This is a genomic window from Glycomyces algeriensis (assembly GCF_027622855.1).
In the GTDB taxonomy this organism is placed as follows: Bacteria; Actinomycetota; Actinomycetes; order Mycobacteriales; family Micromonosporaceae; genus Glycomyces; species Glycomyces algeriensis.
Genome location: NZ_JAPZVR010000019.1, coordinates 12,968 through 35,772, shown reverse-complemented (window position 1 = coordinate 35,772; position 22,805 = coordinate 12,968). Strand labels below are relative to the sequence as shown.

The following is a 22,805-nucleotide window of genomic DNA, read 5'->3' as shown; positions in this document are numbered from 1 at the left end:
CGGGGGCCGCGGGCCCCGGGATCCTGATCGAGTCGCGAACGTGCGCCGGCGGCGCCGCCCCGGGGGGGGGGGCGGCGCCGCCGTCAGCAGTCACTAGCGCTTCTTGCGCTTGTCCTTGTGCTGAAAGTGAACGAACAGCCGACCGAAGTTCTTCGAGTCCTTGTCCACCCGGTGGTACAGGGCCTTGATCTCCTTCTGGTCGAGGAACCTGAGCACCTTCTTCTTCAACTGCCCCGAGCCCTTGCCCGGGATGATCTCCACGAGGTCGATCTTCTTCGCGACCGCCTCGTCGATCACCTCCCGCAGCGCCTTCTCGATCTGGTCGCCCTTGTTGAAGATGTCGTGCAGGTCCAGCACCAGTTTGGCCATGGGGAAACCTTAAGCGTCGGTGCGCGGGATGTCCGGCTCGATGTAGATGAGCTTGGCCTTGGGCACGGCCGCGCGGATGCGCGCCTCGGCCGCGTCGATCTCGGCCGCGACCTGCTCGCCGGTCTCGCTGCGGTCGATGCCGATCTTGGCGGCGACGAGGAGCTCGTCGGGGCCGACGTGGAGGGTCTTGAGGTGGATGAGCTGGCTCGTGCCGTCCTGCTTGATCGCGCCTTCGATGGCGGCGATGTCCTCGAGGGTCGCGGACTCGCCGATGAGCATCGAGCGGATCTCGATGGCGAGGACGATCGCGATGAGCACGAGCAGGACGCCGATGCTGAAGGTGCCCAGGGCGTCGTAGAGGATGTCGCCGGTGATCCACGAGAGGCCCACGCCGATCAGGGCGAGGATGAGGCCGACGAGCGCGCCGATGTCCTCCAGGAGGATCACGGGCAGCTCGGGCGAGCGGGAGCCCTTGATGAACTGCGTCCAGGTCTGGTTCCCGCGGACGTGGTTCGACTCCTTCACGGCGGTGCGCAGCGAGAACGACTCGAGGACGATCGCCACGAGCAGCACGATGACCGCGACCTGCGGCAGCTCCAGCTCGCCGCCGTGCCCGCGCTCGTGCCACTTGTGGTAGCCCTCGTACAGCGCGTACACGCCGCCGATGGAGAACAGGACGATCGAGACGATGAACGCGTAGATGTAGCGCTCGCGCCCGTACCCGAACGGGTGGGCCGGGCTCGCGGCCTTGCGCGAGGCCTTGCCGCCGATGAGCAGCAGGACCTGGTTGGACGCGTCGGCCACGGAGTGGACGCCTTCGGCCAGCATCGACGCCGAACCCGTGATCCCCGCCGCGACGAATTTGCTGATCGCGATCCCGGTGTTCGCCAATAGGGCCGCGACGATCGCCTTGGTGCCGCCTTCTGCTGACATCTGCTCGTCTTTCCTTCCGTAGGGGTGCGTGATACGCAGCAAGGAGTCTGTCATGGCCCCGCCACTCCCGATGCGACGAGTCCACGGCTTCCCGCCAGGCGCGTAGGTCGGCGGTGCGACGAAGTTCACCATTCCGAATCGCCCGCGACGGCGCTACCCTTGGGGCAGGCGACGCCCCAGCGGTACACCGTGCTGCTGGTCAGGGCAAACGCTCGTACACCGCCAAGGGCAGTGCTCCCTTCACAGGGGCCCGCCCGGCCGAACGCCTCTTCGCGAGGCCCGCAGCCCCTGTACGAGTCGAGCCCGTGTCACCGAGCGCGGACCGAGTGGTGGACCGGTTCCGGCGAATGAGTCCCAGGACTCTGACCCGAACCGAACCGCGAAAGGCCCACCGCCGTGACCACCCTCGACGACCGCCCGACTCCCATCACCGCCGCGACCGGCATTCCCGAGACCGCTGTCTCTGAGAACACCGCCGCGCCCGAGCGCGCCACCCTCAAGCAGTGGCTCGCCGTCGCCGCAGTCGCCCTCGGCGTCTTCGTCGTCATGACCTCCGAGGTCCTCCCGGTCGGCCTGCTCACCCCGATCAGCGCCGAGCTCGGCGTCTCCGCCGGCACGGCCGGCCTCATGGTCACCGTCCCCGGCCTCGTCGCCGCCGTGGCCGCTCCGCTGAGCATCGTCTTCACCCGCCGCCTCGACCGCCGCCTCGTGCTCATCGGCCTGGCCGTGCTCGTCGCCGCCGCGAACGTGGGGGCCGCGCTGGCCTCCGGCTTCGAACTGCTCCTCGCGGCCCGCGTCCTCGTGGGCCTCGCGATCGGCGCGTTCTGGGCCGTCGCGGGCGGCATCGCCCTCCGCCTCGTGCCGCAGCGCGACGTGCCGCGCGCGACCGCCGCGGTCTACGGCGGCATCGGCGCGGCCACCGTGCTCGGCGTCCCGGCCGGCACCCTCATCGGCGACCACCTCGGTTGGCGCGCCGCCATGTGGGCCCTCGCGGTGCTCGCGATCGTCGCGATGACCGCGATCGCGCTGCTCGTGCCGAAGCTCCCGTCGAACACCACGGTCTCGTTCTCGTCGCTGCCGAAGCTGGTGCGCGCCAACAAGGGCGTGCGCATCGGCCTGGCCCTGACCTTCTTCATCGTCACGGGCCACTTCATCGCCTACACGTTCATCAGCCCCATCCTCCAGGCCAACGGCATCGCCGCCGGACAGGTCAGCGCCCTGCTCCTCGCTTTCGGCGCGGCGGCCCTCATCGCCACGGTCGCCTCGGGCTCGCTCATCGGCACCCGCCTGCGCGGCACCCTCGCGGCGCTCGGCGTCGCGATGGCGCTCGGCATGGCGCTCATGGCGTTCGCGGTCGGCGACCTCTTCTCCGCCACGGCGGTCCTCGTGCTCTGGGGCATCGGCTACGGCCTGGTCTCCCCGGTCCTGCAGACCTGGTACATGAACTCGGTCGAGCCGGGCGAGGTCGAGATCGCGACCTCCCTCAACACGGTCATGTTCAACCTGTCGATCGCCGTCGGCTCCTTCGCGGGCGGCTACGTCGTGGACGCGACCGCCCCCGGCGGCGTCCTCTGGATCGGTGCGTTCCTGCTCATCCCGGTCGTGCTGATCGCCGTCAAGGCCCGCAAGCGGGTCAAGGCGTAACGCCGCCTGCGCTAGGGTCCGCCGCCGTCCGGAGGCGGGAACACGCTCGGCAACACACCGCGAAGCTGGCCGAACGTAGCCGTAACGGCACGTAATGTGCCTCTCCATGACCGGTTCGATGGACATCAGAACCCTCCCGCCCGTTCCCGGATCCAGGCAAGGTCCGTCCGTCGCCGGGAACGACGCGATGCAAGCGGTCCACGCCCCCGACCTCGAGGGGCTCGTCGAGCGCGCGCTCGACCGCGGCGGAGCCGTGAGCGTCAAGGACATCCACGAGTGGGGGCAGTTCCACAACTCAACGCTCGCACTGCATGTGCTGGCGCGCCTCGCCCACCCCGAGGACCCCGGGGCGCTGCTCGGCATCCGCGGCCGGGACCCGCGCCTGGAACGCGCGGCGCTCAACCTCGAAGCGGTCTGCGCGCTCGCGGCCTCGATCGCGCTCAAGGCGAAGGCCGACGACGAGCGCGCCCGGGCCCTCGACCTGTTCGACCTGGCCCACCGCCGGCTCGGGGGAGCCCTGCCCCGCGAATACCAAGAGCTGCATGTGATGACGGCGCACCTCGACGGACGCCACCGGCGGGTCAAGTCACTGCTCAAGTCCTACCGCGGCGTCTCCCCCTTCACCGTGGACGGCATGTGGTGCAACGAGGTCCACCCCCGCTTCGGCGGCGACGCGGCCGCGTACATGCGGCGCTTCAAGCAGTTCACCGAGTGGCCGGAGATCGTGGACCCCGAACCCGGTGCGTCCCTGAGCATCGACCGCCTGCGGACTGCACCGCTGCCGCCCGTCGAGCGCGGCGCGCTGATCTCGGTCGTCATGACCTGCTTCCGGCCCGACGCGGCCCTGCTGACCTCGGTGCGGTCGATCGTCGCCCAGACCTGGCAGAACTGGGAGCTGCTGCTCGTCGACGACGGCTCCGAGCCCGAGTACGAGCCCGTGCTCCTGAAGGCCGCCTCGCTCGACCCGCGCGTCAAGCTCCTCATCCAGCCCGAGAACGCCGGCACCTACCAGGCCCGCAACCGCGCCATGGCCGTCGCCGCCGGCAAGTACATCACCGGCCACGACTCGGACGACTGGGCCCACCCGCGCCGCCTGGAGCTGCAGGTCAAGCCGATGCTCACCAACGAGCAGATGGTCATGGTCGAATCGCGCTGCCTCGCCGTCGCCGACGACCTCTCGCTGATGATCGACCCCCAGGTCGCGCTCGTCGCCGCCCGGTCGACCCCGATCATGATCCGCGCCGACGCCGTCCTCGGCAAGGTCGGCTTCTACGACGAGGTGCGCAAGACCGCCGACTCCGAGTACCGGTTCCGCATCAGGACGGCGTTCGGCGGCAAGGCCTACTGGCGCATGAACAAAGGCCCGCTGACCCTCGTCCGCCACAACGACGGCACCTTGTCGGCCGGCGAGGTCTCGCGCCACTGGATGTCCACCAGCCGCTTCGCCTACCACTCCGGTTTCGCCCGCTGGCACCGCGCGATCAACCGCGAGCAGGCCTCCCCGTTCCTCGCCTCGATGGCCCGGCCCCGGCCCTTCCCCATCGCCCCTGACATCACCCGCACCAAGGCGGCCAACCTCGCGATCGAATACGGCCGCATCTACGCCGCCGACTGGAGCGCCCTCGACGACCGGCGCCGGTCGATGCTCGACGACGCCTCCCGCCGCGCCGACGACGGCATGCCCGTCGGGCTCCTGCACTGTCCGGAATGGACCAAGGTCAAGGGCGACCGGGCCCTCGTCGACCGCGCCGTCCTGACGGCGGCGGCCGAGCACGGGATCGACTTCGTCGAACCCGACCAGGGACTCGACGCACCGGTGTTCGTCCCCTCGGCGGCCTACGCCGAACTGCTCCGATTCGAGCTCCCCGAAATCGCGGCCGACCGCATCCGCCTGCAGCCCAGCGAGAACGAGCCCGAAATCGCTGCTGCGACGCAACACGAAGCCGCCGCAGACGACCACGCCGCCGTCACCACCGCACCGCGCCGGACGTTCCGCCGCGCCGACCTGCTGCTCGCCGGCGCCGGCCTCGGCTCCGCCGCGATGGCAGTCCTGCTCGCGGCCGCCGTCCAGCCCGCGTCCCTGCCCTGGGTCGCGGCCGGGAGCCTCGCGGTCTGGGCCGCCTCCCTGCTCGCGGTGGCCATCCGGCGGACCTTCGCCCGCACCGCGGCCTGATCCGCACCGCCCGCTGCGCACTGCCCATTGCGCACCGATGAGAAGAACGAGGACCCAATGCACCTGCGCCAGATCATGAGGGCCGTAGTGCGCCAGCCCGTCTGGGCGGCGGTCGCCGCCGCGCCGCTCGTCCCGGCGCTCGGCGCCCTCGCGCCCGACCCGCGGCTCCCGGCGGGCATCGCGATGACCGTCCTGTGCCTGCTCGCCGCCGCCGTCTACGTGCGGCTGCAGCGTTCGCTCGCCCGGACGCGCACCGTCGCCGTCGCCCCGGACACCGCGAAGTCGTCCCGCGTCGTCAAACTCACCGAGCAGAAGCGCCGCATGCTCGAACGGTGGGAGACGCGCCTGAACCACGGCTGGTCGGCCACCGCCGGAGCCCGCCTGGCCGCCATCGCCGCCGACTCCGAGAAGGGCCCCCGCGACACCCAGATCCAGGCGCTCGCGGCCCTGTGCGGGCACCGGGCGGCCGTGGTCCGGGACCGGCGGCCCGCCCGGACGCTGCGCGTCGACATCGCCATCGCCTCCACATTGAACCTGCGGGGCGGCACGACCTCCGCCAACGAGGCCGAGATCCTCGCCTACCTCTCGGCCGGGCTCACCGTCGCCCTCGTCCACCACCCGGTGAAGGAGCGGGCCATGGCCCGGCCCGTCGACCCGAAGCTCCTCGCCCTGATCGACGACGAGCGGGTCTTCCTGGTCCGCGCCGGCGACACCGTCCACTGCGACCTCGCCATCGTGCGGTTCCCCGTGGCCTTCGAGCACCTCATGGAGGACCGGCCGCGGATCGAAGCGGCGCGCACGGTCCTCCTGGTGAACCAGACCCCCTTCGAGGAGTACGGGCCGACCGGCGGCTACGGCACCGCGTGGAGCATTCGCGACGTCCACCGCAACGTCACCGAATGGCTCGGCGCGCACACCTGGTACGCGATCGGCCCGGCCGTGCGCGACGTCCTGCGCGCCCACCACGCCGAGGAGATGGCGGGGATCGACCTCGCCGACGACTTCTGGTACGAGACCATCGACGTCGCCGCATGGACCCCCCAGGAGCACCGGGTCCGCGCCGCCGGCGACCCGATCCGCATCGGCCGGCACAGCCGCGACCACGTCACGAAGTTCCCGAACATGGCCAAGCGGCTCCGCGCGGCCTACCCCGCCGCACCGGGCATCGAGGTCCACATGCTCGGCGGACACGATGCGCTGCACCGCATCCTCGGCGCGATCCCGCCAGGCTGGACCTCCCACCCGTTCGGCACGATGTCCGCAGTGGACTTCCTCGGCGGCGTCGACGTGTACGCGTACTTCATCGACGAGAACCTCGCGGAGGCCTTCGGGCGCGCGCCGCTCGAGGCCATGGCCGCCGGCGTCCCCTGCATCCTCTCGCCCGACTTCGCCGAGCTCTTCGGCGACGGCGCGATCTACTGCGAGGCCGACGAGGTCGAAGCCCACGTCCGCCGCCTCGCCGCCGACCCCCTCCACTACGCCGAACGCGCCGCGGCCGGCCGCCGCGTCGTGCACGAGCGCTTCTCGCCCGACGCCCTGCTGCACCGGGTGCACGGGCTCGGCGTGGCCACGGCGGCACCGATCCGAACCGACGACCTGCTGAGCCTGGAAGGCGCCCGATGAACCCGCCCGCGACCGCGCGAACCTTCCGCCGACTCGGCCGCCGCCTCGTCATCACCGGCGCCGTGGCGGCCTCCACCATCCTGCTGCCGTTCCTCCTCGACCCGCAGTACGCCCTCGCCGCCGGCGGCCTCGTGCTCATCGTCCTCATCGGACTCTCCTGGCGCGCCGCGGTTCTCATGAAGCGCCTGCGCCGCGACATCGCCGCCAAACAGGCCGCGACCGCCCTGCTCCGCACCCGCGCCGAGCAGTCCTTCACCGAGTCCGGCGACGACCGCCGCGCCCGCCGCATCCTCGAATCGCTCGCAGGCGGCTTCCCCTATTCCGCAGTGGAAGAGGCGCGGGCCTTCGCCTCGCAGACGAAGATCCCCTTCGCCGACCGGCTCGCGCTCCTGCGCGCGGTCGAGGCGTGGCAGCTCGAAGCGGAACGCGAACAGCTCACACCGCCGAAGCGCTCGGCCTTCGACGTCGTGTTCATCTCGCACTGCGGCCTGCCGGGCGGCAACACCTCGGCGAACGCCGCCGAGATCGCGATCTGCCGGGACCTCGGCCTCAAGGTCGGCCTCCTGCACCACCCCGTCTACCAGTGGAACCCGAACGCGCCCATCAGCCCGCGGATCGAGGAGCTCGTCGACGGGGAGTCAGTGCGCCTCATCGACTTCGACGACGACGTGGCATGCGCGCTCGCGATCGTCCGGCCGCCCGTCTCACTCATGCGCCCGCTCGAACGGCGCCCCCGGATCACCGCCGGGCGCACCGTCGTGATCGCCAACCAGACGCCGTTCAAGTTCTACGGCGCCGAAGGCGGACGCGAGGAGGCCTGGGACCTCGCCACGGTCGAACGGAACGTCACCGACTGGTTCGGGCCGCACACCTGGTACGCGGGCGGGCCGCTCGTCCGCACCGCGCTGCGCGAGCACCACGCCGAGGAGATCGCCGAACTCGACCTCGACCTCGCGCCGGAGCCCTGGAACGAGGTCATCGAACTCGACCGGTGGCGCCTCGACTCGCGCCGCGTCCCGGACGGCCGTATCCGCATCGGCCGGCATTCGCGCGACCACAAGCTGAAATGGCCCGAGGACCGGGAGACGCTGCTGGCCTGCTACCCCGACCGGGAGCCGTTCGAGATCCACGTCCTCGGCGGCGCCGAGATCCCCAAGCGCCTCCTCGACGGCCTGCCCGGGAACTGGACGGTCCACCCGTTCAACGCGCTGGCGGCCCGCGACTTCCTCGCGGAGATCGACGTCATGGCCTACTTCATCGCCGCAGACGGCTTGGAGGCCTTCGGGAGGGCGCCGCTCGAGGCGATGGCCGCGGGCGTGCCGGTGATCATGGACCGGCGGTTCGCGCCCACGTTCGGCCCGGCCGCGCTCTACTGCGAACCGGACGAGGTCGCCGCGGTCGCCGAGCGCCTGACCGCCGACCCGGACGCGTACGCGGCGCAGCAGGCGGCGGCCTGGAGCCACCTCGCCGACCGCTTCTCCGGGAAGTCCCTGATGGACCGGCTGCCGCTGCCCGCCTGACCTAGGGCCTGCCCTGCGGATCGTCGTTATCCGGCCCGTTCGCCCGCTCGCCGCGTTGTCGGGCCCTTCGCATGCAGAGGCCCTAGGCGATCGTCATCGAGCCCCAGCCGACGTCGATGACCGGGGACGAGTCGTACCCGCCCGCGCCGTTGCCCTTGAACAGGTACAGCAGGCCGGTGGCCGATTCGCGCCCGACCCAGTCCGCGTGGCCGTCGCCGTCGAAGTCGCCGACGGCGGCCGCCGACTCCATCACGTCCCAGCCGCAGTCGAACCTGACCTTCGGCGCGAACCGCTCGCTACCCGGCCCGGCGTAGAAGTACATGCACTCGTCGGCGGCGCCCACGCCGACGATGTCGGCGTGCCCGTCCTCGTTGAGGTCCCCGACCGCGGTCAGCTCCTGCACCTGGTCGAAGTCCGACCCGATGCGGAACCGGCGGCCGTGCGTGCCCGTGCCGGTGCCCGGGTAGAGCCACAGGGTCCCGGTGGCGGCCTCGGTGGCGAGGATGTCGGCCTTGCCGTCGCCGTCGTAGTCGTGCCCGGCGACGACGGCGCTCATGGTGTCCCAGTCGGAGCCGATCCGCACGCCCGAGCCGAGGCCGGCGCCGGAACCGGCGAAGAAGTACAGGACGCCGTTGTCCGCCCGGCGGGCGATGAGGTCGGCGTGGCCGTCGGCGTCGAGGTCGCCCGCGGTCTCGATGAGGTCGAAGACATCCCAGCCCAGGGCGATCGTGGCGCGCGGGCCGAAGCCGCCCGCGCCGTCGCCCGGCCACACCTCCAGGTTCCCGTTCGCGTCCCTGCGGGCGACGATGTCGTCGCGGCCGTCGCCGTTGTAGTCGTAGTTCCCCGCGGCCACGAGCTCGGCCGCCACGGCGGTGGGCGCCTGCGCCGTCGCCGGACCGGGGGTGAGGACCGCGGCGCACATGACGCCCGCGCTCGCGGCCACGCGAAGGACCCGGCCGGGCCGCCCGCGGCGAGAGCTGTCTTCCATGAGGTTTTCCTTTGCAGGAGAGCCCGGTCGGCACCCGACGAGCGCAGAACATGATCGTCCTCATTCAACTATAGGAAGACGGCGTTGACCTGGGTCTTCGGCGGAAAACAACCCGTACGGGGCGGGAAGCGCCTAGTGTCCGGTGCGGAGAGGCATCGGCGCGGACCCGCGCGAATCCCACCGCACAACGACTCGGCACCGAAGGAGCACTATGGCGCTCAAGCAGACGTCCCGGCCGGGTCTCGCCGTCCTGCTCCGCAAGCACCGCCTGGCCGTCGTCGCCGCCATGGCACCGCTGGTCGTGCTGCTCGCCGCAGCGATGACCGCGGCGGCCCCGTCGGGCTCGCCCGAGCAGGCCGCGGAGGACCCGAACTTCAGGCGCGTCGCGCTGACCAGCCTGGGCGCGACGTTCGAGATCCTGGGGCAGCCCGAACCCCTCGGCACCGGGGCCTTCCACGGCGAGGTCGACCTCGCGAGGCACGAGGGTGAGATCGCCATGACGACCGCGAACCTCGTGCTCGGCACCGCAAACGAGGCGGGCCCCTTCGGCCGGGTCTCAGTCGCGATCCGTACCCAGGGCTCGACGCAGTACGAGTACAACCCGGTGGCGGAGTCGATCGTCTTCGACACCGGCCTCGAATTCGAGGCCGATGCGGTCCCGGGCATGGTGACCGCCCGCGAGCACGTCTACCTCTACACCAATCCGATCCGGCTGCTGCCGACCGAACCGGTCGACGAACCGGTGTTCCCGCCCTTCGACCGCACCTTCGCCCTGCCGGGCCCGGTGCTGCTGTGGGAAGGCGAGGGCGGCGTGACCGGGGCGGAGCCCGTCGGGATGCTCAACGGCCTCGAACTCACCATCACGCATCCCGCCTAGACCGCACCGACCAGGGAGAGGGTCCGAAATGAGCTCTACATCGCGCCAATGGCTCGTGGTGGCCGCTTCCGGCGTCCTCTCCGCGCTCATGGTCGGCCTGCCCTCCCAGGCCGAGCCGCGCCGGGCCGAACCGGTGCTCGAATACGCCTCGGCCACTTGTGGGGCCGCGGGCGACCGGGAGGTCGAGTTCATCCTGACCGATGCGCACGGCGACCCCGCCCAGCGCTCGACCCTGGCCGACATCGAGATCCGGGTCGGAGCCGGGTCCAGCCCCTGGCAGGAGGCCGATTTCGCGGGCACCCTCCGAACCGGCACCGCGCTGCCCGCTCCCGGCGAAGGATCACTCGTCGGAAGCGCATACGTCCCTGGGGACGCCGGACATGTGGCCGTGAAAGCGGTAGTCGAACGGGCGGACGGCGAGCAATTCGTCCTCAATGGATCGACCGATCTGAGCGTGTGCGAGCCGCTCGAGCCGGAGCAGCTCGCGGAGTTGGAGCAGCCCGGCCGGGTCTGGGGCCCCTACGGCGGCAAGCGGACGATCCCGACGCATGCGTCGCCGTCGGGGGGCCAGACCACGCACCCGAGCGTCGTGAAGGTGCCCGGCGGCTGGAACGGCTACACGTACTGGATGGCGCACACGCCCTATCCCGGAAGCAATTCCGCGTGGGAGGACCCGAACATCGCCGCGTCCAACGACGGCGTCAACTGGGTCGTGCCCGCGGGCCTGAGCAACCCGATCGAGGACCAGCCCGGCCTGCCGGGGCCCTACAACTCCGACACGGACCTGCAGATGGGGCCGGGGAACACGATGTACGTGTTCTGGCGGACGGTGATCCCGGATCTGGCCCAGGAGCGGATCAAGTACTCGACCTCGACGGACGGCGTCAACTGGTCGGCCCCGGCGGAGGCCGTGCGGAGCTCGATGAGCGTGCGGAGGCCGCTGTCGCCGGCGTTCCTCTACGAGAACGGCCGCTGGGTCATGTGGGCGGTCGACATCGTCCGCTCCCCGAACCGGATCATCTACTACGTCGGCGGCGCCACCCCCGCGAAGGCGAACTGGACCACGACGCCGGTCTACGCGAACCTCGGTGCGATGCAGAGCGGCAAGGAGCCGTGGCACCTTTCGATCGTGAAGGACGGCAGCGCGTACATCGGGCTGCTGAACGACACCGTCCTCGGCTCCACCGGCCGTGACGGCGACCTGCTGTTCATCACGGGCAGTACGCCGCTGAGCTTCACGAACGCGCAGATGTCGGTCGTTCCGCGGACCAAACCGGGCCAGCACGACCACCTGTACCGGGCGACCATGTACGCGGACACCGAGTTCGGCAAGCCCGGCTACCGGGTGTGGTACTCGGCGCGGATCGCGCTGAACCCCGATGTGTGGAACGTCCAGCAGACGTTCCTCCACGGGGCCGAGGTCCACGGATCGCCGTAAGCGGCGCTCGAGCCTCCGGTCGGCCCAGGCGGCCAGCAGCGCGAGCGCGAAGGCGATCGCCAGGACCACCACGATGTCGACCAGCGACCTGAGGTAGCCGAGGGCCTGTTGCGGGCGACGTTACGGGCCCAGCGCGCCGAGGCGGGGAGGCGGGCGGCTCAGACCGGGACGGCCTCGCGGTCGAAGGCGGGCACCGCGGGCTCGCATGTGGGGGCCTGCTTGCGGAACCGCCCGGGCGGCTGGCCGAAGTCGCGTTTGAACGCGGCCGCGAACGCGAACTCGGAGGCGTACCCGACCTGCCGGGCCACGGTCGCCAGCGGCGCGTCCGTGTCCGAGAGGAGCCTCGCGGCCAGGGTGAGCCGCCAGAACGTCAGGTACGCCAGCGGCGGCTGGCCGACCAGTTCGGTGAACCGCCGCGAGAACGCCGACCTTGAGAGCCCGGCGACCTCCCCGAGGGAGCTCACCGTCCACTGCCGGGACGGCTCGGCGTGGACGGCTTGGAGCGCCGCCCCGACCGACCGGTCGGCGAGGGCCGCCGCCCAGCCGTCGAACCCGCAGTGGCGCTCGTTGCCTTCGAGGAGGGCCCGCAGCAGGTACATCAGGACCGCGTCGAGCAGTGCGGACACGAGCGTGTCGCCGCCGCCGCGCTCGGCGCGCAGTTCGCCGTCGAGCATGCCGATCGCGCCCGCGAGTTCGGGCCGCGCCACCGGGTCGGCGGGGATGCGCGTGAAGTCGGGGAGCGCGGCGAGCAGCGGGTGGGTGCGGCCGGGCGCCATCGCGTAAGCGAGGCAGACCATGACGTGTGTGGCCGCCGGGTCGTCCGGGGTACGGAGGATGAGCCCGGCGGGACCGGCGCCGTCGCATTCGGGCCCGGCCGGGGTGCCGAGGGAGTCGGAGACGATCGTGTGGGAGCTGCCGCGGGGCACTACGAGCACGTCGCCTTCGGCGACCTCGACGACCCCGCCTTCGGCGGTGGTCACGAATGCGCTGCCGCGCACCATGATCTGGACGCCGAACCCGTTCGCGTGGCTGCGGCGCTGGTCGGAGAAGGGTGCCGTGAGCGAGAACCGGGCGGCGAAGGGCCGGCCGGTCCGCAGCACGGCCAGTACGTCGCTGAGCACATCCATGCGGCAACCCTAGCTAGCGCGGACGCCGATCGGCGGGTCCGAGGACGATCGCGTATGAACCGAGGACGCTCGCGGATGGGCGCTTCCGGCTCCGGGCCATACCTTCGAAGGCGTTCCCCCGAACCCGAATCCCAAGGCACTGGAGTCAGCACATGTCCACAACAGACGAACGAGTCACGTCCGCGACCCCGGTCTGGCGCACCCGCCTCCTCGCCCTCGGCGCCACCCTTGTTGCCGCCCTGATCGCTTGGGGCATAGCGAATGTCGCCGGCGTCGAGCTCACGGCGAGCCAGCCCGGGCAGGACCCGGTGCCGATCGCCTACTGGAACGTCGCCGCCTCGGTCGTCATCTTCGGCGGGGCGGGTTGGCTCGCCCGCGCGATCCTGGACCGCTTCGCCCGCAAGCGCGCGGTCCTGGTGTGGCGCATCGGCGCCGGCGTCGTGTTCGCGCTCGAGTTCTTCCCGGTGGTGTTCACCGAGGCGAGCGTCGGCACCAAGGTCTTCCTCGCGATCCTCCACGTGATCGTGGCCGCGATCCTCATCCCGGTGCTCGGGCGGCGCCTCCCCGAGGCCTGATGCCGCGCAAGGCGAACGCCTCCCGTCGACACTCGCGGGAGGCGTTCGCGCTGCGGCTCAGGCGATTGAGTGCAGGTCCTTGTCCGGGTCGCGGCGGGTGATGCAGTACTCGAGGCCGCCGGGGTCGCGCATCACCTGCCACCAGTGGTGGCGGCGCACCTCGTCGGCGCCGAGGGCCACGTGCCGTTCGGTCTCGGCGTCCATGTCGGTGCAGGCCAGGTCCATGTGCGCGGTCGCGGTCTGGCCGCGCTCGGCGAGGTCGAGACGCTGCAGGAGGAACTGGAGCGGGAGCTCCGGCGGCGGCAGGAGCCGCCGGAACTCCCGAGTATCGGTGCTGGTGAGGGGCCAGCCGGTGAAGGTGTGCCAGAATGCGAGCTCGTGGTCGAAGGCCTGCGGCGGGATGTCGATGCAGAGCTGGTCGACCCGGCTGCGCTGCCCGCCGGGCCAGTCCAGCGGGGGCGGGACGGCCGTCTCGCCGTGGTGTTCGACGAGGCAGAACGCGAAGCCGCCGGGGGAGTGCAGGACCACGAGTCCGGGTTCGCCGCCGACCACGGTCGCGCCGAGTCCGATCGCGCGCTCCGCTTCGACGCGGACGTCGTCGACGTGCAGGTCGAGGTGGCTGCCGCCCTTGCCCTCCCCGATGCGCTGCACCCGCAGGCACGGGTCGCCCGCCTTCGGCAGGAGGGTCGCGAACGCGCCGCCGGGGCCGCGCCGCTCGGACAGGTCCGAGTCGGTCACCTTGAGCCAGAACGCGATGCCGTCCTCGAAGCCCTCGGCCGGATAGTCCCAGAACGCGGTAGTCCATCGAATCGCCATCCCCGCAGTCTAGAGAGGGCGAGCGCCGCTCACGCCTGTTTCCGCCGATCGGGAAAAGCCGGTCCTGCAACGGGAACGGTCCCGGAACGCGTTGCCCGCCCGGCAGATCGCCCTGTCGGCCGCGAACCGCCTGGTGCGCGCCGGGCGGGGCCGCATCGGTCGACCGCAGCACTCGCTTCCCTTGCGGCCCAGTGCATGCCGGACCACCGGTGGCTCACGTATCCGCGCGGGTGACGATCACTCCAGGGCACGTTCGAGGGCGGCGGCCTGGTGGCGGTGGCCGAGGGTCTCGTAACCGACGATGAGGACCAGTGGCGAGCAGGCCGCGATCACGATGCCGACGCCCACGGTCGCGCCCGCCGCGACGGCGAGGGCCGAGGCGGCGAGGGCGAGGATCGCGCCGACGAACAGGAGCACGTGGAACGGGTCGAACTCGCGCAGGAGGAACGAGTACAGCAGGAAGAGCGCGGTCGTGAAGATCGCGACGGGGATGACGAGGGTCAGGATCGCGGCGCTCGCGCTGATGTGGGCGACGTGCTCGATGACCGTGGCCGCCACGTGCAGGCCCGCGCCGGTCGCGGCGAGCGACCCGAAGATGAGCAGATGCCCGTAGCCCCAGACGAATCCGCGTTCGCGGTGCCGGGCGAGGACCTCGGCCGAGGGCATCATGAAGTACACCCACCACAGCCCGAACGCGAGCGCGGTGCCGCCGAACGCGACGAGCACGGCCTCCACCGACCAGCCCTGCGACTCGATCACGGCGGAGACGGCGAGGATCGTGCCGAGCACGATCTCGCCGAGCGTGATGATCACCAGCAGGCCGTACCGTTCGGCGATGTGGTGCGGATGCCACGGGCTGCGGCCGCCCCGCAGCTCGGCGACGACCGGGATCAGCATCTCGAAGACGCCGAGGACGAGCACGACCACCACGGTCGTGCCCAGCGGCGGGTCGGTGAAGATCTGGACGATCCAGCCGACCTGCGCGATCGCCATGAGGAGGGCGTAGGTGAGGGCGTTGCGGCGCTGCGAGGGGTCGTGCCGGGCGACGCGCAGCCACAGCGCGATAGCGGCCACGCGCATGACCACGTACCCGGCGACGACGACGCTGTTGTCGACGTGGGCGCCCTCGTCGATCGAGTGGAACATCTGCGGCAGCCCGAGGGCGAGGATGAGCACGCCGAGCATCTGGACCATGGTGGCGACGCGGAAGAACACGTCGTCGTTGTCGAACGCCGACGCCTGCCACGAGTAGTTGATCCACGCCCAGCAGATGGCGAACACCGAGAACGAGAACGCGCCGATCGCGGGCCCGTAGTGCCCGAGTTCGAGCAGGTGCGCCATCTGCGTGCCCGCCTGGCTGAACGCCACGACCAGCGTCAGGTCGAAGAGCAGTTCGAGGGGGGTCGCGGTGCGGTGCGACTCCTCGGGGTCGCGGCCCGTCATGCGGCGGAAACGGTGGTCCCTCGGACCCTGCGCCAGTGTCGACATGCGCAACATCCTCCCACCGGCCGGTGCCCGGAGGCGGGCCGCCACCGCGGTCGGCCGCGGCGGCGCGGTGCACCGCGGATCGGAGTGTTCACATTATTCGCAGCGTGAGCGAATTCCCAGGTTAGAGCGACCGGTTTCTGGCTATGTTGCAACACATGAACGACATGGGGTCCGCGGGGAACGCGGTGTACGGCAGGCGCCGGATCCGGGTGCCGCTCGCCGTGGTGGGGGTGCTGATCGTGCTGCTCGCCGCCGAGGCCGTCTTCGCGAAGTCGCAGCCCGACGGGGTGACGGTCGCCTCCGGCACGGTGATCACGTTCGGGCCTGAGGAGCGGGCCTCAGTGCAGGTCGGCGACGGCTGGGTCCTCGACAGCGCGTCCAGCGACGTCAACTCGCGCCTCGTACTCGTCCACGGCGACACCGTGGTGCAGCTGTCCACAGTGACCTTCCCCGCGGCGGCCTCGCCGGGCGAGATGTGGGACGGCCTGGACCGGCTCCTGGGACTCCAACGCCGCCAAGGCGTCGAGGTCCGGCTCGAGGGCCCGGCCGAGTACGAGAACGCCGCCGGTACGACCGGGATGCAGGGGGACCTGCAGGTCGGCGACCGCACCGGGCAGGCGTACGTCCTGCCCGACGCGGACGGCGCGACCGCCGTGGAGGTGCAGGTCCTCGCCCCGGCGAACACCGGCGACGACGAGCGGGCCGCCGCCGCCGAACTCGTCGACTCGATCGCGATCGAGGCGGCGTCATGACCGTCTACACCCACACGGCCGTGCCGCGCCCGGTCAACGTCGACGTTCGCACGGTGGGTTTCTGGGTCCTTATCGCGTTGTCCGCCTTCGGAGCGTGGACCCTCCAGAGCGACTTCCTGCCGGTCGCGGCGGCGTTCCTCGGCAGCACCGTGCTCAACCTCCTCGTGCTCGCGATGGGCCTGGCCGTCGCCCTGTGGCTGGCCCGGCGGTTCCTGCGGCCCGTGCAGGCCCCGCCGTGGTCGGGGACCTGGCTGGCGCTCATGTGGGGCGCGTTCGGCGCGTGCGGGCTCGCGCTGGTGATGAACGGCGTGCTGCTCTCGGCCTGGTCGAAGGTCTTGGGCCTGGAGGCCGCGGGCGAGTGGGCGGCGGCCCTGACCGCGCCGCTCAACGAGGAGGCGGTCAAGACCGCGGGCGTCGTACTCCTGGCGTGCGTCTCGACGCGGCTGGTGCGCAGCGCCGCCGACGGCTTCGTGTACGGCGCGCTCGTCGGGTTCGGCTTCCAGCTGATGGAGAACTTCACATACGGCCTCAACGCGATCGGCATGGCGGGCGGGGTGGACCCGACCGGGGCGACCGGCCAGGTGCTGTGGGTGCGCATCCTGGTCACCGGCATCGGGTCCCATTGGACGATGAGCGCGGTCGCGGGCGCCGGGATCGGGTACCTCGTGAGCGCGTCGAGCCGGTCCACTGCCTTCCGGGCCTGGGTCGCGGCGGGGTGCGTGGCGCTCGCGATGGGCATGCACTGGCTGTTCGACAGCCCGCTGCTCGGCGGCGGGCTCGCCGGCGCGCTGGCCCGGCCGCTGGTGAACTTCGCGGTCCTCGTGGTCGTGTACATAGTGGTGCGTCGCGGTTTCCGGGCCCGCTGGGCCGAGGTCGCCGCCGAGGAGGTGCGGCTGGGGAGCCTCGTGCCGGTGGAGGCCGCGAGCCTGTCGCGGCGGCGCTCGCGGCGGCGGTACCTGCGCAGCTTCGGTGCCGTGCGGGTCGCGCAGGAACGCTTGCAGCAGTTGGAGTTGGACCTGCTCGAGGAGCGCATACCGGAGCGGCGCGACCCGGCGGCGGCGCAGCCGTGGCGGGACGCGGTCGCGGCGGCTCGTGAAGGCACGCTGGTGAACCGGCCGATGCCGGTGCCGTAATGCATCCTTTCGCATTGGGCGCGAAGGCTACCGGTGGAAGACGACCTCGGCCGAGTCGAGGTTCACCGCATCCGGGCACAGGAACGAACCGCCGGCCTTCCCGGCCCTGATCGGGCCGCCGCGGTACTCCCTGCTCGCGCCGTCCCGTTTCAGCGTCACGCGGGAGGCCTCGTACGTGCAGGTCACGCCGATTTTGGTGGCGGCGATCCGCACGTCTTCCGCCGTGGCGGTGCCGTTCGCGTCGTCGAAGGCGAACACGGCGTCGCCCGCGAATGCGAACCGAGTGCTGCCGCTGCAGTCGAAGCCGACCGCTTTCCCGTGGATCGCGACCGAGCCGGGAGGCGCGGCGACGACCTTGACGCGTTCGGCCGTGCAGCGGCTGTCGCCTTCCGTCAGAACGATGTCCACATAGTTCTGTGTCGCTGCGGCGGTCGTGGCGGAAGCGGCGGTGCAGAGCAGGAGCGCCGCGGCGGCGGCGAGCGTTGCAGGTCGGCGGTGCGGCATGGGTCCGGGCCTTTCTCGCGTGCGGCGCACTTCCATGGCCGCGTTCCGGATCGAACAAACCGGACGCTAGCCGAGCTGAATCCCGTTTGCGGCAGTTTCTCCCGTTTGCGCTATCGCTGCACTGTCGGGTCTCCGATACTTTCGTATCGCCCGAGACGGCCCGCCGGCGTCTTCGGTATCGGATGCCGCCCGGTGGCTCATCCCTTGGGCTCGATCTCGCCGCATCGTTTGCGCAGGTCAGAAGCGACCTCATACAGTGAAGTGGTTCGCATCCGACCGAAAGGCGCCCGCATGTCCACCGACAACGCCCGCACCGGCGAGACCACCACCGTCGCCGACGCACCCTGGGTCGGACCGGCCTTCCTCATCGGCCTCCCGCTCGCCGGCGCCGCTCTCGGCTGGGGACTCACCTTCATCGTCGAATGGATCGTCGGACTCCGGTGGTTCCCCTTCCAAGGCCTCTTCGAGCTGTTCACCGACCTGTCCGACACGCTCCGGATCGTCGTCGCCCTCGCCGCCGGGCTCCTCCTCGGCATCGTGCTCGCCCTCTTCGCCCTCCACGAGATGCTCACGATCACCGTCGGCCGCGACCGGATCGCCCTCAAACGCGGCGACTACCACCGCGACCTCGACCGCGCCGACGTCAGCGGCGTCTTCGTGCAGGACAAGCGCATCGTCGTGCTCGGCCACCGCCGCCAAGAACTCGCCAACGTCGAATTCGACCTCGACCGCGACCGGCTCGCCGCCGCCCTCCGCGCGCACGGCTACGGCTGGCTGCCCGGCGGTGATCCGTACGCCGCCGAGTTCAAGCGCTGGGTCCCGGGCGCCGACGGCCTCCCGCAGGGCGCGAACGCCGTGCTCAAGGCCCGCCAGCACGCCCTCGAGAAGTCCAACGGCGGCGACCTCGCCGAACTCCTCGACGAACTCGCCGCCCTCGGCGTCGTCGTCCACGACAAGGACAAGAAGCAGTACTGGCGCCTCGCCGACCCGGCCTAGGGCCTGCCCTGCGGATCAGACCGGTCGCTATCCGGCCCAATCACCCGCTCGCCGTGTTGTCGGACGGGCCCTAGAACCCGGTCGCCGAACCCCGTCACCGTGCGGATGCGTCCCTGCCTTCCCGCGCGGAGGATGGGTGCGAACACCGCACCAAAGGGGGAGCCCATGACCGCGCCGCTGCTCTTCGGACTGGCGATCCTGCTCGCCGCCGTCGTCCCCGGACCCGACTTCGCGATGGTCGTGCGCAACACCGTGCTCTCGGGACGCGCGAGCGGGATGTGGACCGCCGTCGGGATCGGCCTCGGCATCAGCGTGTGGGTCGTCGCCACCTCGATCGGCCTCGCCGCACTCCTCGCCGCCTCCGCGCTCGCGTTCACCGCCGTCAAACTGGCAGGCGCCGCGTACCTCGTCTACCTGGGAATCCGGTCGATCCGCACCGCGATCAAAGAGCGGCGCCGGCCCGCCGCCGAGATCGAACTCGACCGGCCCATGCGCCACTGGGCCGCGTTCCGCTCCGGCCTGATGTGCAACCTGCTCAACCCGAAAGCCGTCGTCCTGTTCACCGCGCTCATGCCGCAGTTCCTCGTCGGCGGCGGCTCGCAGCCGGTGCTCATCGGCGAGCTCGCGGCCGTCGGCATGACCGTCTGCGGACTCTTCTACATCGGACTCGCGAACCTGATCGGCCTACTCCGCACCGTCCTCGAACGCCCGCGCGTGCGCGCCTGGCTCAACGGCGTCACCGGCACCGTGATGGTCGCCCTCGGCCTGCGCGTCGCCGCCAACTGAACCGGTGAGGGCACGGTTCCTCACGCGCCGAGCGGGCGGCCCCGCGCGGCGGGGGGTGCGGGCGATGAGGTGAGATAGCAGCGCGGCGGCCAGCCGACCGATCCTTCGCGCTTGCGGGAGTGCGAAGGGACGGCAGACCGGCCGCCGTTTCCGCGCCCCCGTTACTCGATAGCGGTTTCTACGGGGTTCTTGGAGAATCGTCGCCATGAGCACCTGGGAACTGGAAACCGAGATCGAGTCGTACTACGAGCGCGGCGGCGAGCGCGAGCGGCTGACCCGCAACGCGCGCGGACGCCTTGAGTTCGCCCGCATGCAGGACCTGCTGCGCCGCAAGCTTCCCGGTGCGGGACTCGACGTGCTCGACGTGGGCGGCGCGACCGGAGTGCACGCGAAGTGGCTCGCCGAGGACGGCCACCGCGTCACCCTCATCGACCCCGTCGCCAGCCAGGTCGAGGTCGCGGCGCAGCTGCCCGGCGTCACCGCCGTCGTCGGCGACGCCCGCGAACTGCCTTGGGACGACGCGAGTTTCGACGCGGTGCTGCTCATGGGGCCGCTCTACCACCTCACGGACCGCGAGCACCGCGTGCAGGCCGTGGCGGAGGCCGCGCGATGCGCGCGGCCCGGCGGGATCGTGGCGGCCGTGACGATCAACCGCACGGCGGGTTGGAACGACTTCCTGCTCTTCCGGTCCGGCGGCGTCGACAAGGGACTGACCGCCGAGGCCAGCCTCCGCATCATGCGCGAAGGCATGCTGCGCTACTACGACCAGGACATCTTCACCACCGCCTACCTCGCCCACCCCGGCGAGGTCGCCTCCGAGTTCGCCGACGCGGGCCTGGACGGCGCGGCCCAGTACGCGGTGCAGGGATTCCCCGGGTACATCCCCGAACTCGAGCGGCTCATCGACGACCCCGAGTCCCGCGAGCACCTCATGGACGGCCTGCGGCTCATCGAGGCCGAGCCCTCCCTCCTCGGCGCGAGCAACCACCTGCTGACCGTCGCGACGACCCCGGCCTGAACCCGCCGTGCGGGGCGCGCCCGAACCGGGCCGCCCCGCGCAACGGGACTTGGCTTGCCGCGCAATCAGTGCGGCGGCACCGAGGCCCAGCGCCCTAAGTCCGTGAGCCGGCCCCGGAGCGCAGCGCCGCCGCCCGCGAACCGGCTCCTCGGCGGGACCCAGTTCGCCGTCGATGCGCGCCGCCGCTACGCTCCCGAACTATGTGGAACCGCAGCTACCTCATCCTCCACGGCGTGGAGAACCGCAGGCCCGAAGGCCACTGGCAGCACGAGCTGGCCATGGGCCTGCGCGAGCACGGCGAGCAGGTCTTCTACCCCCAGCTGCCCGACACCGACCGGCCGAAACTCGTGGACTGGACCGACGCGTTCCGCTCCGAACTGGCGCTCATGCGCGGCGAGAAGATCGTCGTCTGCCACAGCCTCGCCAGCGTCGCCTGGCTCCATCTCGCGGCCGCCGACGCCGCCTCGGCCAACCCCGTATCGGCCGACCGCGTCCTGCTCGTGAGTCCGCCTGGCCCCCAGGCGTTCGAGTGGGACGTCATCGCCGGCTTCACCTCGGTCGGCCTCGACCTCGCCGGCCTGCGACTCGCCGAGCACTCGGTGCGGCTGGTCTGCTCCGACGACGACCCGTACTGCACCGAAGGCGCCGCCGAGCACTACGGGCGGCCCCTCGACTGCGAGGTCGACGTGATCCCCGGCGGCGGCCACCTCGCCCTCGGCGACGGCTACGGGCGCTGGCCCGCAGCGCTCGCCTGGTGCCTCGACCCCTCGGAACGCCTGACGCCCAACGCGTGACGACCGCACGCGCCCCAATGGGCCCGTCCGAGCGCCGCGGCAGCCGGCCCGCAGCGCTCGCCTGCTGCCTCGGCGGCTCGGAGCGCCTGACGCCCAACGCGTGACTACCGCTCGCCCCCAACGGGCCTGAGGCCCGGCCGACCCCCTCGACGCGTTGCCTCCGCTCCGCGGAGTGCCGGACCTGCGGCGCACCCTTGCGCACAGGGGCGCAGCGCATCGACACACCAGACTCGGCACATGCAGCCGCGGAGCCACCGGATCGGCCGCGAACCGCAATGGCCGCAGTCCTTCACATCCGGCGCGCGCGGTGCCAGACTGGACCCGAACGGGCCCCTCTCCCGCAACCCGCTGCGGGCCTTCGGATCGGCTCGCCGGGAGGCCGCATGCGCTGGGTTCGGATCACCATCGTCGGCGTCTTCGTACTGGCAGCCGCCTCGGCGGCGCTCGCCGGGAACCTCGCGAGCCCCCGCGGCGAGACCACCGCCGCGACCATCGCCTCCGACCCGCCCGACCTGACCGCCACCGCCGAACTCCGCCGCATGTTCATGAAACCCGGCCAGGTCGCCATCGCCGTCACCAACCACGGCGACGCATCCGTACGCGTACGCGGCGTCGAACTCCTCACGGAGTCCTTCGCCTCCCTGGGCCTCCAAGAGTTCGACACCGAGGTCCCGCCCAGTGTGAACGCCCGCGACATGCTCGTCCAGTACGGCAAGGCCCGCTGCCCCGACGGCGTCGACTCCAAGGCCGACCCGGCCTCCGCCGTCCTCCATGTGACCACCGAAGACGGAGCCGAGCACACGCTCACCCTCGAATTGTCGTACCCCAACGGCACGCTTGACCGGTTGGTCCGGGAAGCGTGCGCGGCGCAGGCGCTGGCCGCCACCGCCCGCATCGAGCTGGGGGAGCTGACCGCCGCCGCGGACGGCACCCTCGAAGGGAGGCTGAGCGTGACGCCGCTGGGGGAGGCGGCGCTGGACGTGACCGAGGTGCGCGGGAGCGTCCTGTTCGAGATCCACGCCGGCGCGTCGGCACCCGAGGCGGGCGGCGTGGCGGTGCCGCTGGTGTTCGACGCGCACCGCTGCGACGGGCATGTCGTGGGCGACGCGAAGCACCCGTTCGGGTTCAGCGCGTGGATCGCGATCGACGGCGGCGAACCCGTCGCCACGCCGATCGACGTGCCGGAGGACCGGCGCGAAGCCCTCTGGGCGATGCTCGACGCGCGCTGCGCCGAGCCGGAATGAACGGTTG

21 protein-coding genes are annotated in these 22,805 nt (G+C 71.5%); 14 read left to right on the top strand and 7 right to left on the bottom strand.

Annotation, left to right across the window (positions count from 1 at the left end; all coding sequences use genetic code 11):
* Positions 1–93 precede the first annotated feature (93 nt).
* Both O2L52_RS22465 and O2L52_RS22460 read right to left on the bottom strand, forming a co-directional pair.
* Positions 94–369: a Smr/MutS family protein gene (locus O2L52_RS22465; RefSeq protein WP_270118371.1), complete on the bottom strand. Its 276-nt coding sequence runs from the start codon at positions 367–369 to the stop codon at positions 94–96.
* A 9-nt stretch (positions 370–378) separates the two neighbouring features.
* A complete protein-coding gene (locus tag O2L52_RS22460) occupies positions 379–1,302 on the bottom strand; it encodes a cation diffusion facilitator family transporter (protein WP_270118370.1) in 924 nt (307 codons plus the stop codon).
* 396 nt (positions 1,303–1,698) lie between these two features.
* On the opposite strand from O2L52_RS22460, the gene O2L52_RS22455 reads away from it, so the two are divergent.
* From O2L52_RS22455 to O2L52_RS22440, 4 genes are all read left to right on the top strand, one after another.
* Positions 1,699–2,946, top strand: coding sequence for an MFS transporter (locus tag O2L52_RS22455; protein ID WP_270118369.1), 1,248 nt, complete (start codon positions 1,699–1,701; stop codon positions 2,944–2,946).
* A gap of 118 nt (positions 2,947–3,064) precedes the next feature.
* The gene (locus tag O2L52_RS22450; RefSeq protein WP_270118368.1) at positions 3,065–5,119 is read left to right on the top strand and encodes a glycosyltransferase family A protein; all 2,055 of its coding nucleotides are present in this window, start codon (positions 3,065–3,067) and stop codon (positions 5,117–5,119) included.
* A gap of 57 nt (positions 5,120–5,176) precedes the next feature.
* Complete coding sequence (locus tag O2L52_RS22445) at positions 5,177–6,742, top strand: glycosyltransferase (protein ID WP_270118367.1); 1,566 nt, start codon at positions 5,177–5,179, stop codon at positions 6,740–6,742.
* Positions 6,739–8,262, top strand: a complete 1,524-nt coding sequence (locus tag O2L52_RS22440) for a glycosyltransferase (RefSeq protein ID WP_270118366.1) — start codon at positions 6,739–6,741, stop codon at positions 8,260–8,262. Before O2L52_RS22445 ends, O2L52_RS22440 begins: the two co-directional genes overlap by 4 nt.
* Before the next feature lie 82 nt (positions 8,263–8,344).
* Here the strand turns inward: O2L52_RS22440 and O2L52_RS22435 are convergent, their stop codons facing one another.
* On the bottom strand, positions 8,345–9,250 hold the full coding sequence (locus tag O2L52_RS22435; RefSeq protein WP_270118365.1) for an FG-GAP repeat domain-containing protein: 906 nt from the start codon (positions 9,248–9,250) through the stop codon (positions 8,345–8,347).
* A gap of 211 nt (positions 9,251–9,461) precedes the next feature.
* Here O2L52_RS22435 and O2L52_RS22430 point away from each other — a divergent pair, with 211 nt between their 5' ends.
* Together O2L52_RS22430 and O2L52_RS22425 are read left to right on the top strand one after the other, a co-directional pair.
* On the top strand, positions 9,462–10,127 hold the full coding sequence (locus O2L52_RS22430) for a hypothetical protein (protein WP_270118364.1): 666 nt from the start codon (positions 9,462–9,464) through the stop codon (positions 10,125–10,127).
* A 28-nt stretch (positions 10,128–10,155) separates the two neighbouring features.
* A complete protein-coding gene (locus O2L52_RS22425) occupies positions 10,156–11,565 on the top strand; it encodes a hypothetical protein (RefSeq protein ID WP_270118362.1) in 1,410 nt (469 codons plus the stop codon).
* Positions 11,566–11,723: 158 nt separating this feature from the next.
* On the opposite strand, the gene O2L52_RS22420 is transcribed toward O2L52_RS22425, so the two are convergent.
* Positions 11,724–12,692 (bottom strand): AraC family transcriptional regulator, encoded by a 969-nt coding sequence (locus tag O2L52_RS22420; protein ID WP_270118360.1) that lies wholly within the window; start codon positions 12,690–12,692, stop codon positions 11,724–11,726.
* Positions 12,693–12,844: 152 nt separating this feature from the next.
* Between O2L52_RS22420 and O2L52_RS22415 the strand changes: the two genes are divergently transcribed.
* Positions 12,845–13,267, top strand: coding sequence for a DUF6069 family protein (locus tag O2L52_RS22415; protein ID WP_270118359.1), 423 nt, complete (start codon positions 12,845–12,847; stop codon positions 13,265–13,267).
* A gap of 57 nt (positions 13,268–13,324) precedes the next feature.
* Here O2L52_RS22415 and O2L52_RS22410 read toward each other — a convergent pair whose 3' ends face one another.
* Together O2L52_RS22410 and O2L52_RS22405 are read right to left on the bottom strand one after the other, a co-directional pair.
* Positions 13,325–14,083: a VOC family protein gene (locus O2L52_RS22410; protein WP_270118357.1), complete on the bottom strand. Its 759-nt coding sequence runs from the start codon at positions 14,081–14,083 to the stop codon at positions 13,325–13,327.
* Between the two features lie 237 nt (positions 14,084–14,320).
* Positions 14,321–15,571 (bottom strand): low temperature requirement protein A, encoded by a 1,251-nt coding sequence (locus tag O2L52_RS22405; protein WP_270118356.1) that lies wholly within the window; start codon positions 15,569–15,571, stop codon positions 14,321–14,323.
* A 155-nt stretch (positions 15,572–15,726) separates the two neighbouring features.
* On the opposite strand from O2L52_RS22405, the gene O2L52_RS22400 reads away from it, so the two are divergent.
* Together O2L52_RS22400 and O2L52_RS22395 are read left to right on the top strand one after the other, a co-directional pair.
* On the top strand, positions 15,727–16,323 hold the full coding sequence (locus O2L52_RS22400) for a hypothetical protein (RefSeq protein ID WP_270118355.1): 597 nt from the start codon (positions 15,727–15,729) through the stop codon (positions 16,321–16,323).
* Positions 16,320–17,456 carry a PrsW family intramembrane metalloprotease gene (locus tag O2L52_RS22395; protein ID WP_270118354.1) on the top strand — a complete coding sequence of 379 codons (1,137 nt, stop codon included), beginning with the start codon at positions 16,320–16,322 and terminating at the stop codon, positions 17,454–17,456. The genes O2L52_RS22400 and O2L52_RS22395 overlap by 4 nt, the downstream gene beginning before the upstream one ends.
* Positions 17,457–17,483: 27 nt before the next feature.
* Here the strand turns inward: O2L52_RS22395 and O2L52_RS22390 are convergent, their stop codons facing one another.
* Positions 17,484–17,960, bottom strand: a complete 477-nt coding sequence (locus tag O2L52_RS22390; protein ID WP_270118353.1) for a hypothetical protein — start codon at positions 17,958–17,960, stop codon at positions 17,484–17,486.
* 291 nt (positions 17,961–18,251) lie between these two features.
* On the opposite strand from O2L52_RS22390, the gene O2L52_RS22385 reads away from it, so the two are divergent.
* From O2L52_RS22385 to O2L52_RS22365, 5 genes are all read left to right on the top strand, one after another.
* Positions 18,252–18,956 carry a YqeB family protein gene (locus tag O2L52_RS22385; RefSeq protein WP_270118351.1) on the top strand — a complete coding sequence of 235 codons (705 nt, stop codon included), beginning with the start codon at positions 18,252–18,254 and terminating at the stop codon, positions 18,954–18,956.
* Positions 18,957–19,121: 165 nt separating this feature from the next.
* The gene (locus tag O2L52_RS22380; RefSeq protein WP_270118350.1) at positions 19,122–19,742 is read left to right on the top strand and encodes a LysE family translocator; all 621 of its coding nucleotides are present in this window, start codon (positions 19,122–19,124) and stop codon (positions 19,740–19,742) included.
* 205 nt (positions 19,743–19,947) lie between these two features.
* The gene (locus O2L52_RS22375) at positions 19,948–20,760 is read left to right on the top strand and encodes a class I SAM-dependent methyltransferase (RefSeq protein WP_270118348.1); all 813 of its coding nucleotides are present in this window, start codon (positions 19,948–19,950) and stop codon (positions 20,758–20,760) included.
* Positions 20,761–20,960: 200 nt separating this feature from the next.
* Positions 20,961–21,554 (top strand): RBBP9/YdeN family alpha/beta hydrolase, encoded by a 594-nt coding sequence (locus tag O2L52_RS22370; RefSeq protein ID WP_270118347.1) that lies wholly within the window; start codon positions 20,961–20,963, stop codon positions 21,552–21,554.
* 383 nt (positions 21,555–21,937) lie between these two features.
* Positions 21,938–22,798: a hypothetical protein gene (locus O2L52_RS22365; RefSeq protein WP_270118345.1), complete on the top strand. Its 861-nt coding sequence runs from the start codon at positions 21,938–21,940 to the stop codon at positions 22,796–22,798.
* Positions 22,799–22,805 lie beyond the last annotated feature (7 nt).

Excerpts from the sequence above, each read along its gene's own strand:
- O2L52_RS22465 (WP_270118371.1), bottom strand. The coding sequence starts at position 369 with ATGGCCAAACTGGTGCTGGACCTGCACGACATCTTCAACAAGGGCGAC.
- O2L52_RS22460 (WP_270118370.1), bottom strand. The coding sequence starts at position 1,302 with ATGTCAGCAGAAGGCGGCACCAAGGCGATCGTCGCGGCCCTATTGGCG.
- O2L52_RS22450 (WP_270118368.1), top strand. The coding sequence starts at position 3,065 with ATGGACATCAGAACCCTCCCGCCCGTTCCCGGATCCAGGCAAGGTCCG.
- O2L52_RS22445 (WP_270118367.1), top strand. The coding sequence starts at position 5,177 with ATGCACCTGCGCCAGATCATGAGGGCCGTAGTGCGCCAGCCCGTCTGG.
- O2L52_RS22440 (WP_270118366.1), top strand. The coding sequence starts at position 6,739 with ATGAACCCGCCCGCGACCGCGCGAACCTTCCGCCGACTCGGCCGCCGC.
- O2L52_RS22435 (WP_270118365.1), bottom strand. The coding sequence starts at position 9,250 with ATGGAAGACAGCTCTCGCCGCGGGCGGCCCGGCCGGGTCCTTCGCGTG.
- O2L52_RS22430 (WP_270118364.1), top strand. The coding sequence starts at position 9,462 with ATGGCGCTCAAGCAGACGTCCCGGCCGGGTCTCGCCGTCCTGCTCCGC.
- O2L52_RS22425 (WP_270118362.1), top strand. The coding sequence starts at position 10,156 with ATGAGCTCTACATCGCGCCAATGGCTCGTGGTGGCCGCTTCCGGCGTC.
- O2L52_RS22420 (WP_270118360.1), bottom strand. The coding sequence starts at position 12,692 with ATGGATGTGCTCAGCGACGTACTGGCCGTGCTGCGGACCGGCCGGCCC.
- O2L52_RS22415 (WP_270118359.1), top strand. The coding sequence starts at position 12,845 with ATGTCCACAACAGACGAACGAGTCACGTCCGCGACCCCGGTCTGGCGC.
- O2L52_RS22410 (WP_270118357.1), bottom strand. The coding sequence starts at position 14,083 with ATGGCGATTCGATGGACTACCGCGTTCTGGGACTATCCGGCCGAGGGC.
- O2L52_RS22405 (WP_270118356.1), bottom strand. The coding sequence starts at position 15,571 with ATGTCGACACTGGCGCAGGGTCCGAGGGACCACCGTTTCCGCCGCATG.
- O2L52_RS22400 (WP_270118355.1), top strand. The coding sequence starts at position 15,727 with ATGAACGACATGGGGTCCGCGGGGAACGCGGTGTACGGCAGGCGCCGG.
- O2L52_RS22395 (WP_270118354.1), top strand. The coding sequence starts at position 16,320 with ATGACCGTCTACACCCACACGGCCGTGCCGCGCCCGGTCAACGTCGAC.
- O2L52_RS22390 (WP_270118353.1), bottom strand. The coding sequence starts at position 17,960 with ATGCCGCACCGCCGACCTGCAACGCTCGCCGCCGCCGCGGCGCTCCTG.
- O2L52_RS22385 (WP_270118351.1), top strand. The coding sequence starts at position 18,252 with ATGTCCACCGACAACGCCCGCACCGGCGAGACCACCACCGTCGCCGAC.
- O2L52_RS22380 (WP_270118350.1), top strand. The coding sequence starts at position 19,122 with ATGACCGCGCCGCTGCTCTTCGGACTGGCGATCCTGCTCGCCGCCGTC.
- O2L52_RS22375 (WP_270118348.1), top strand. The coding sequence starts at position 19,948 with ATGAGCACCTGGGAACTGGAAACCGAGATCGAGTCGTACTACGAGCGC.
- O2L52_RS22370 (WP_270118347.1), top strand. The coding sequence starts at position 20,961 with ATGTGGAACCGCAGCTACCTCATCCTCCACGGCGTGGAGAACCGCAGG.
- O2L52_RS22365 (WP_270118345.1), top strand. The coding sequence starts at position 21,938 with ATGCGCTGGGTTCGGATCACCATCGTCGGCGTCTTCGTACTGGCAGCC.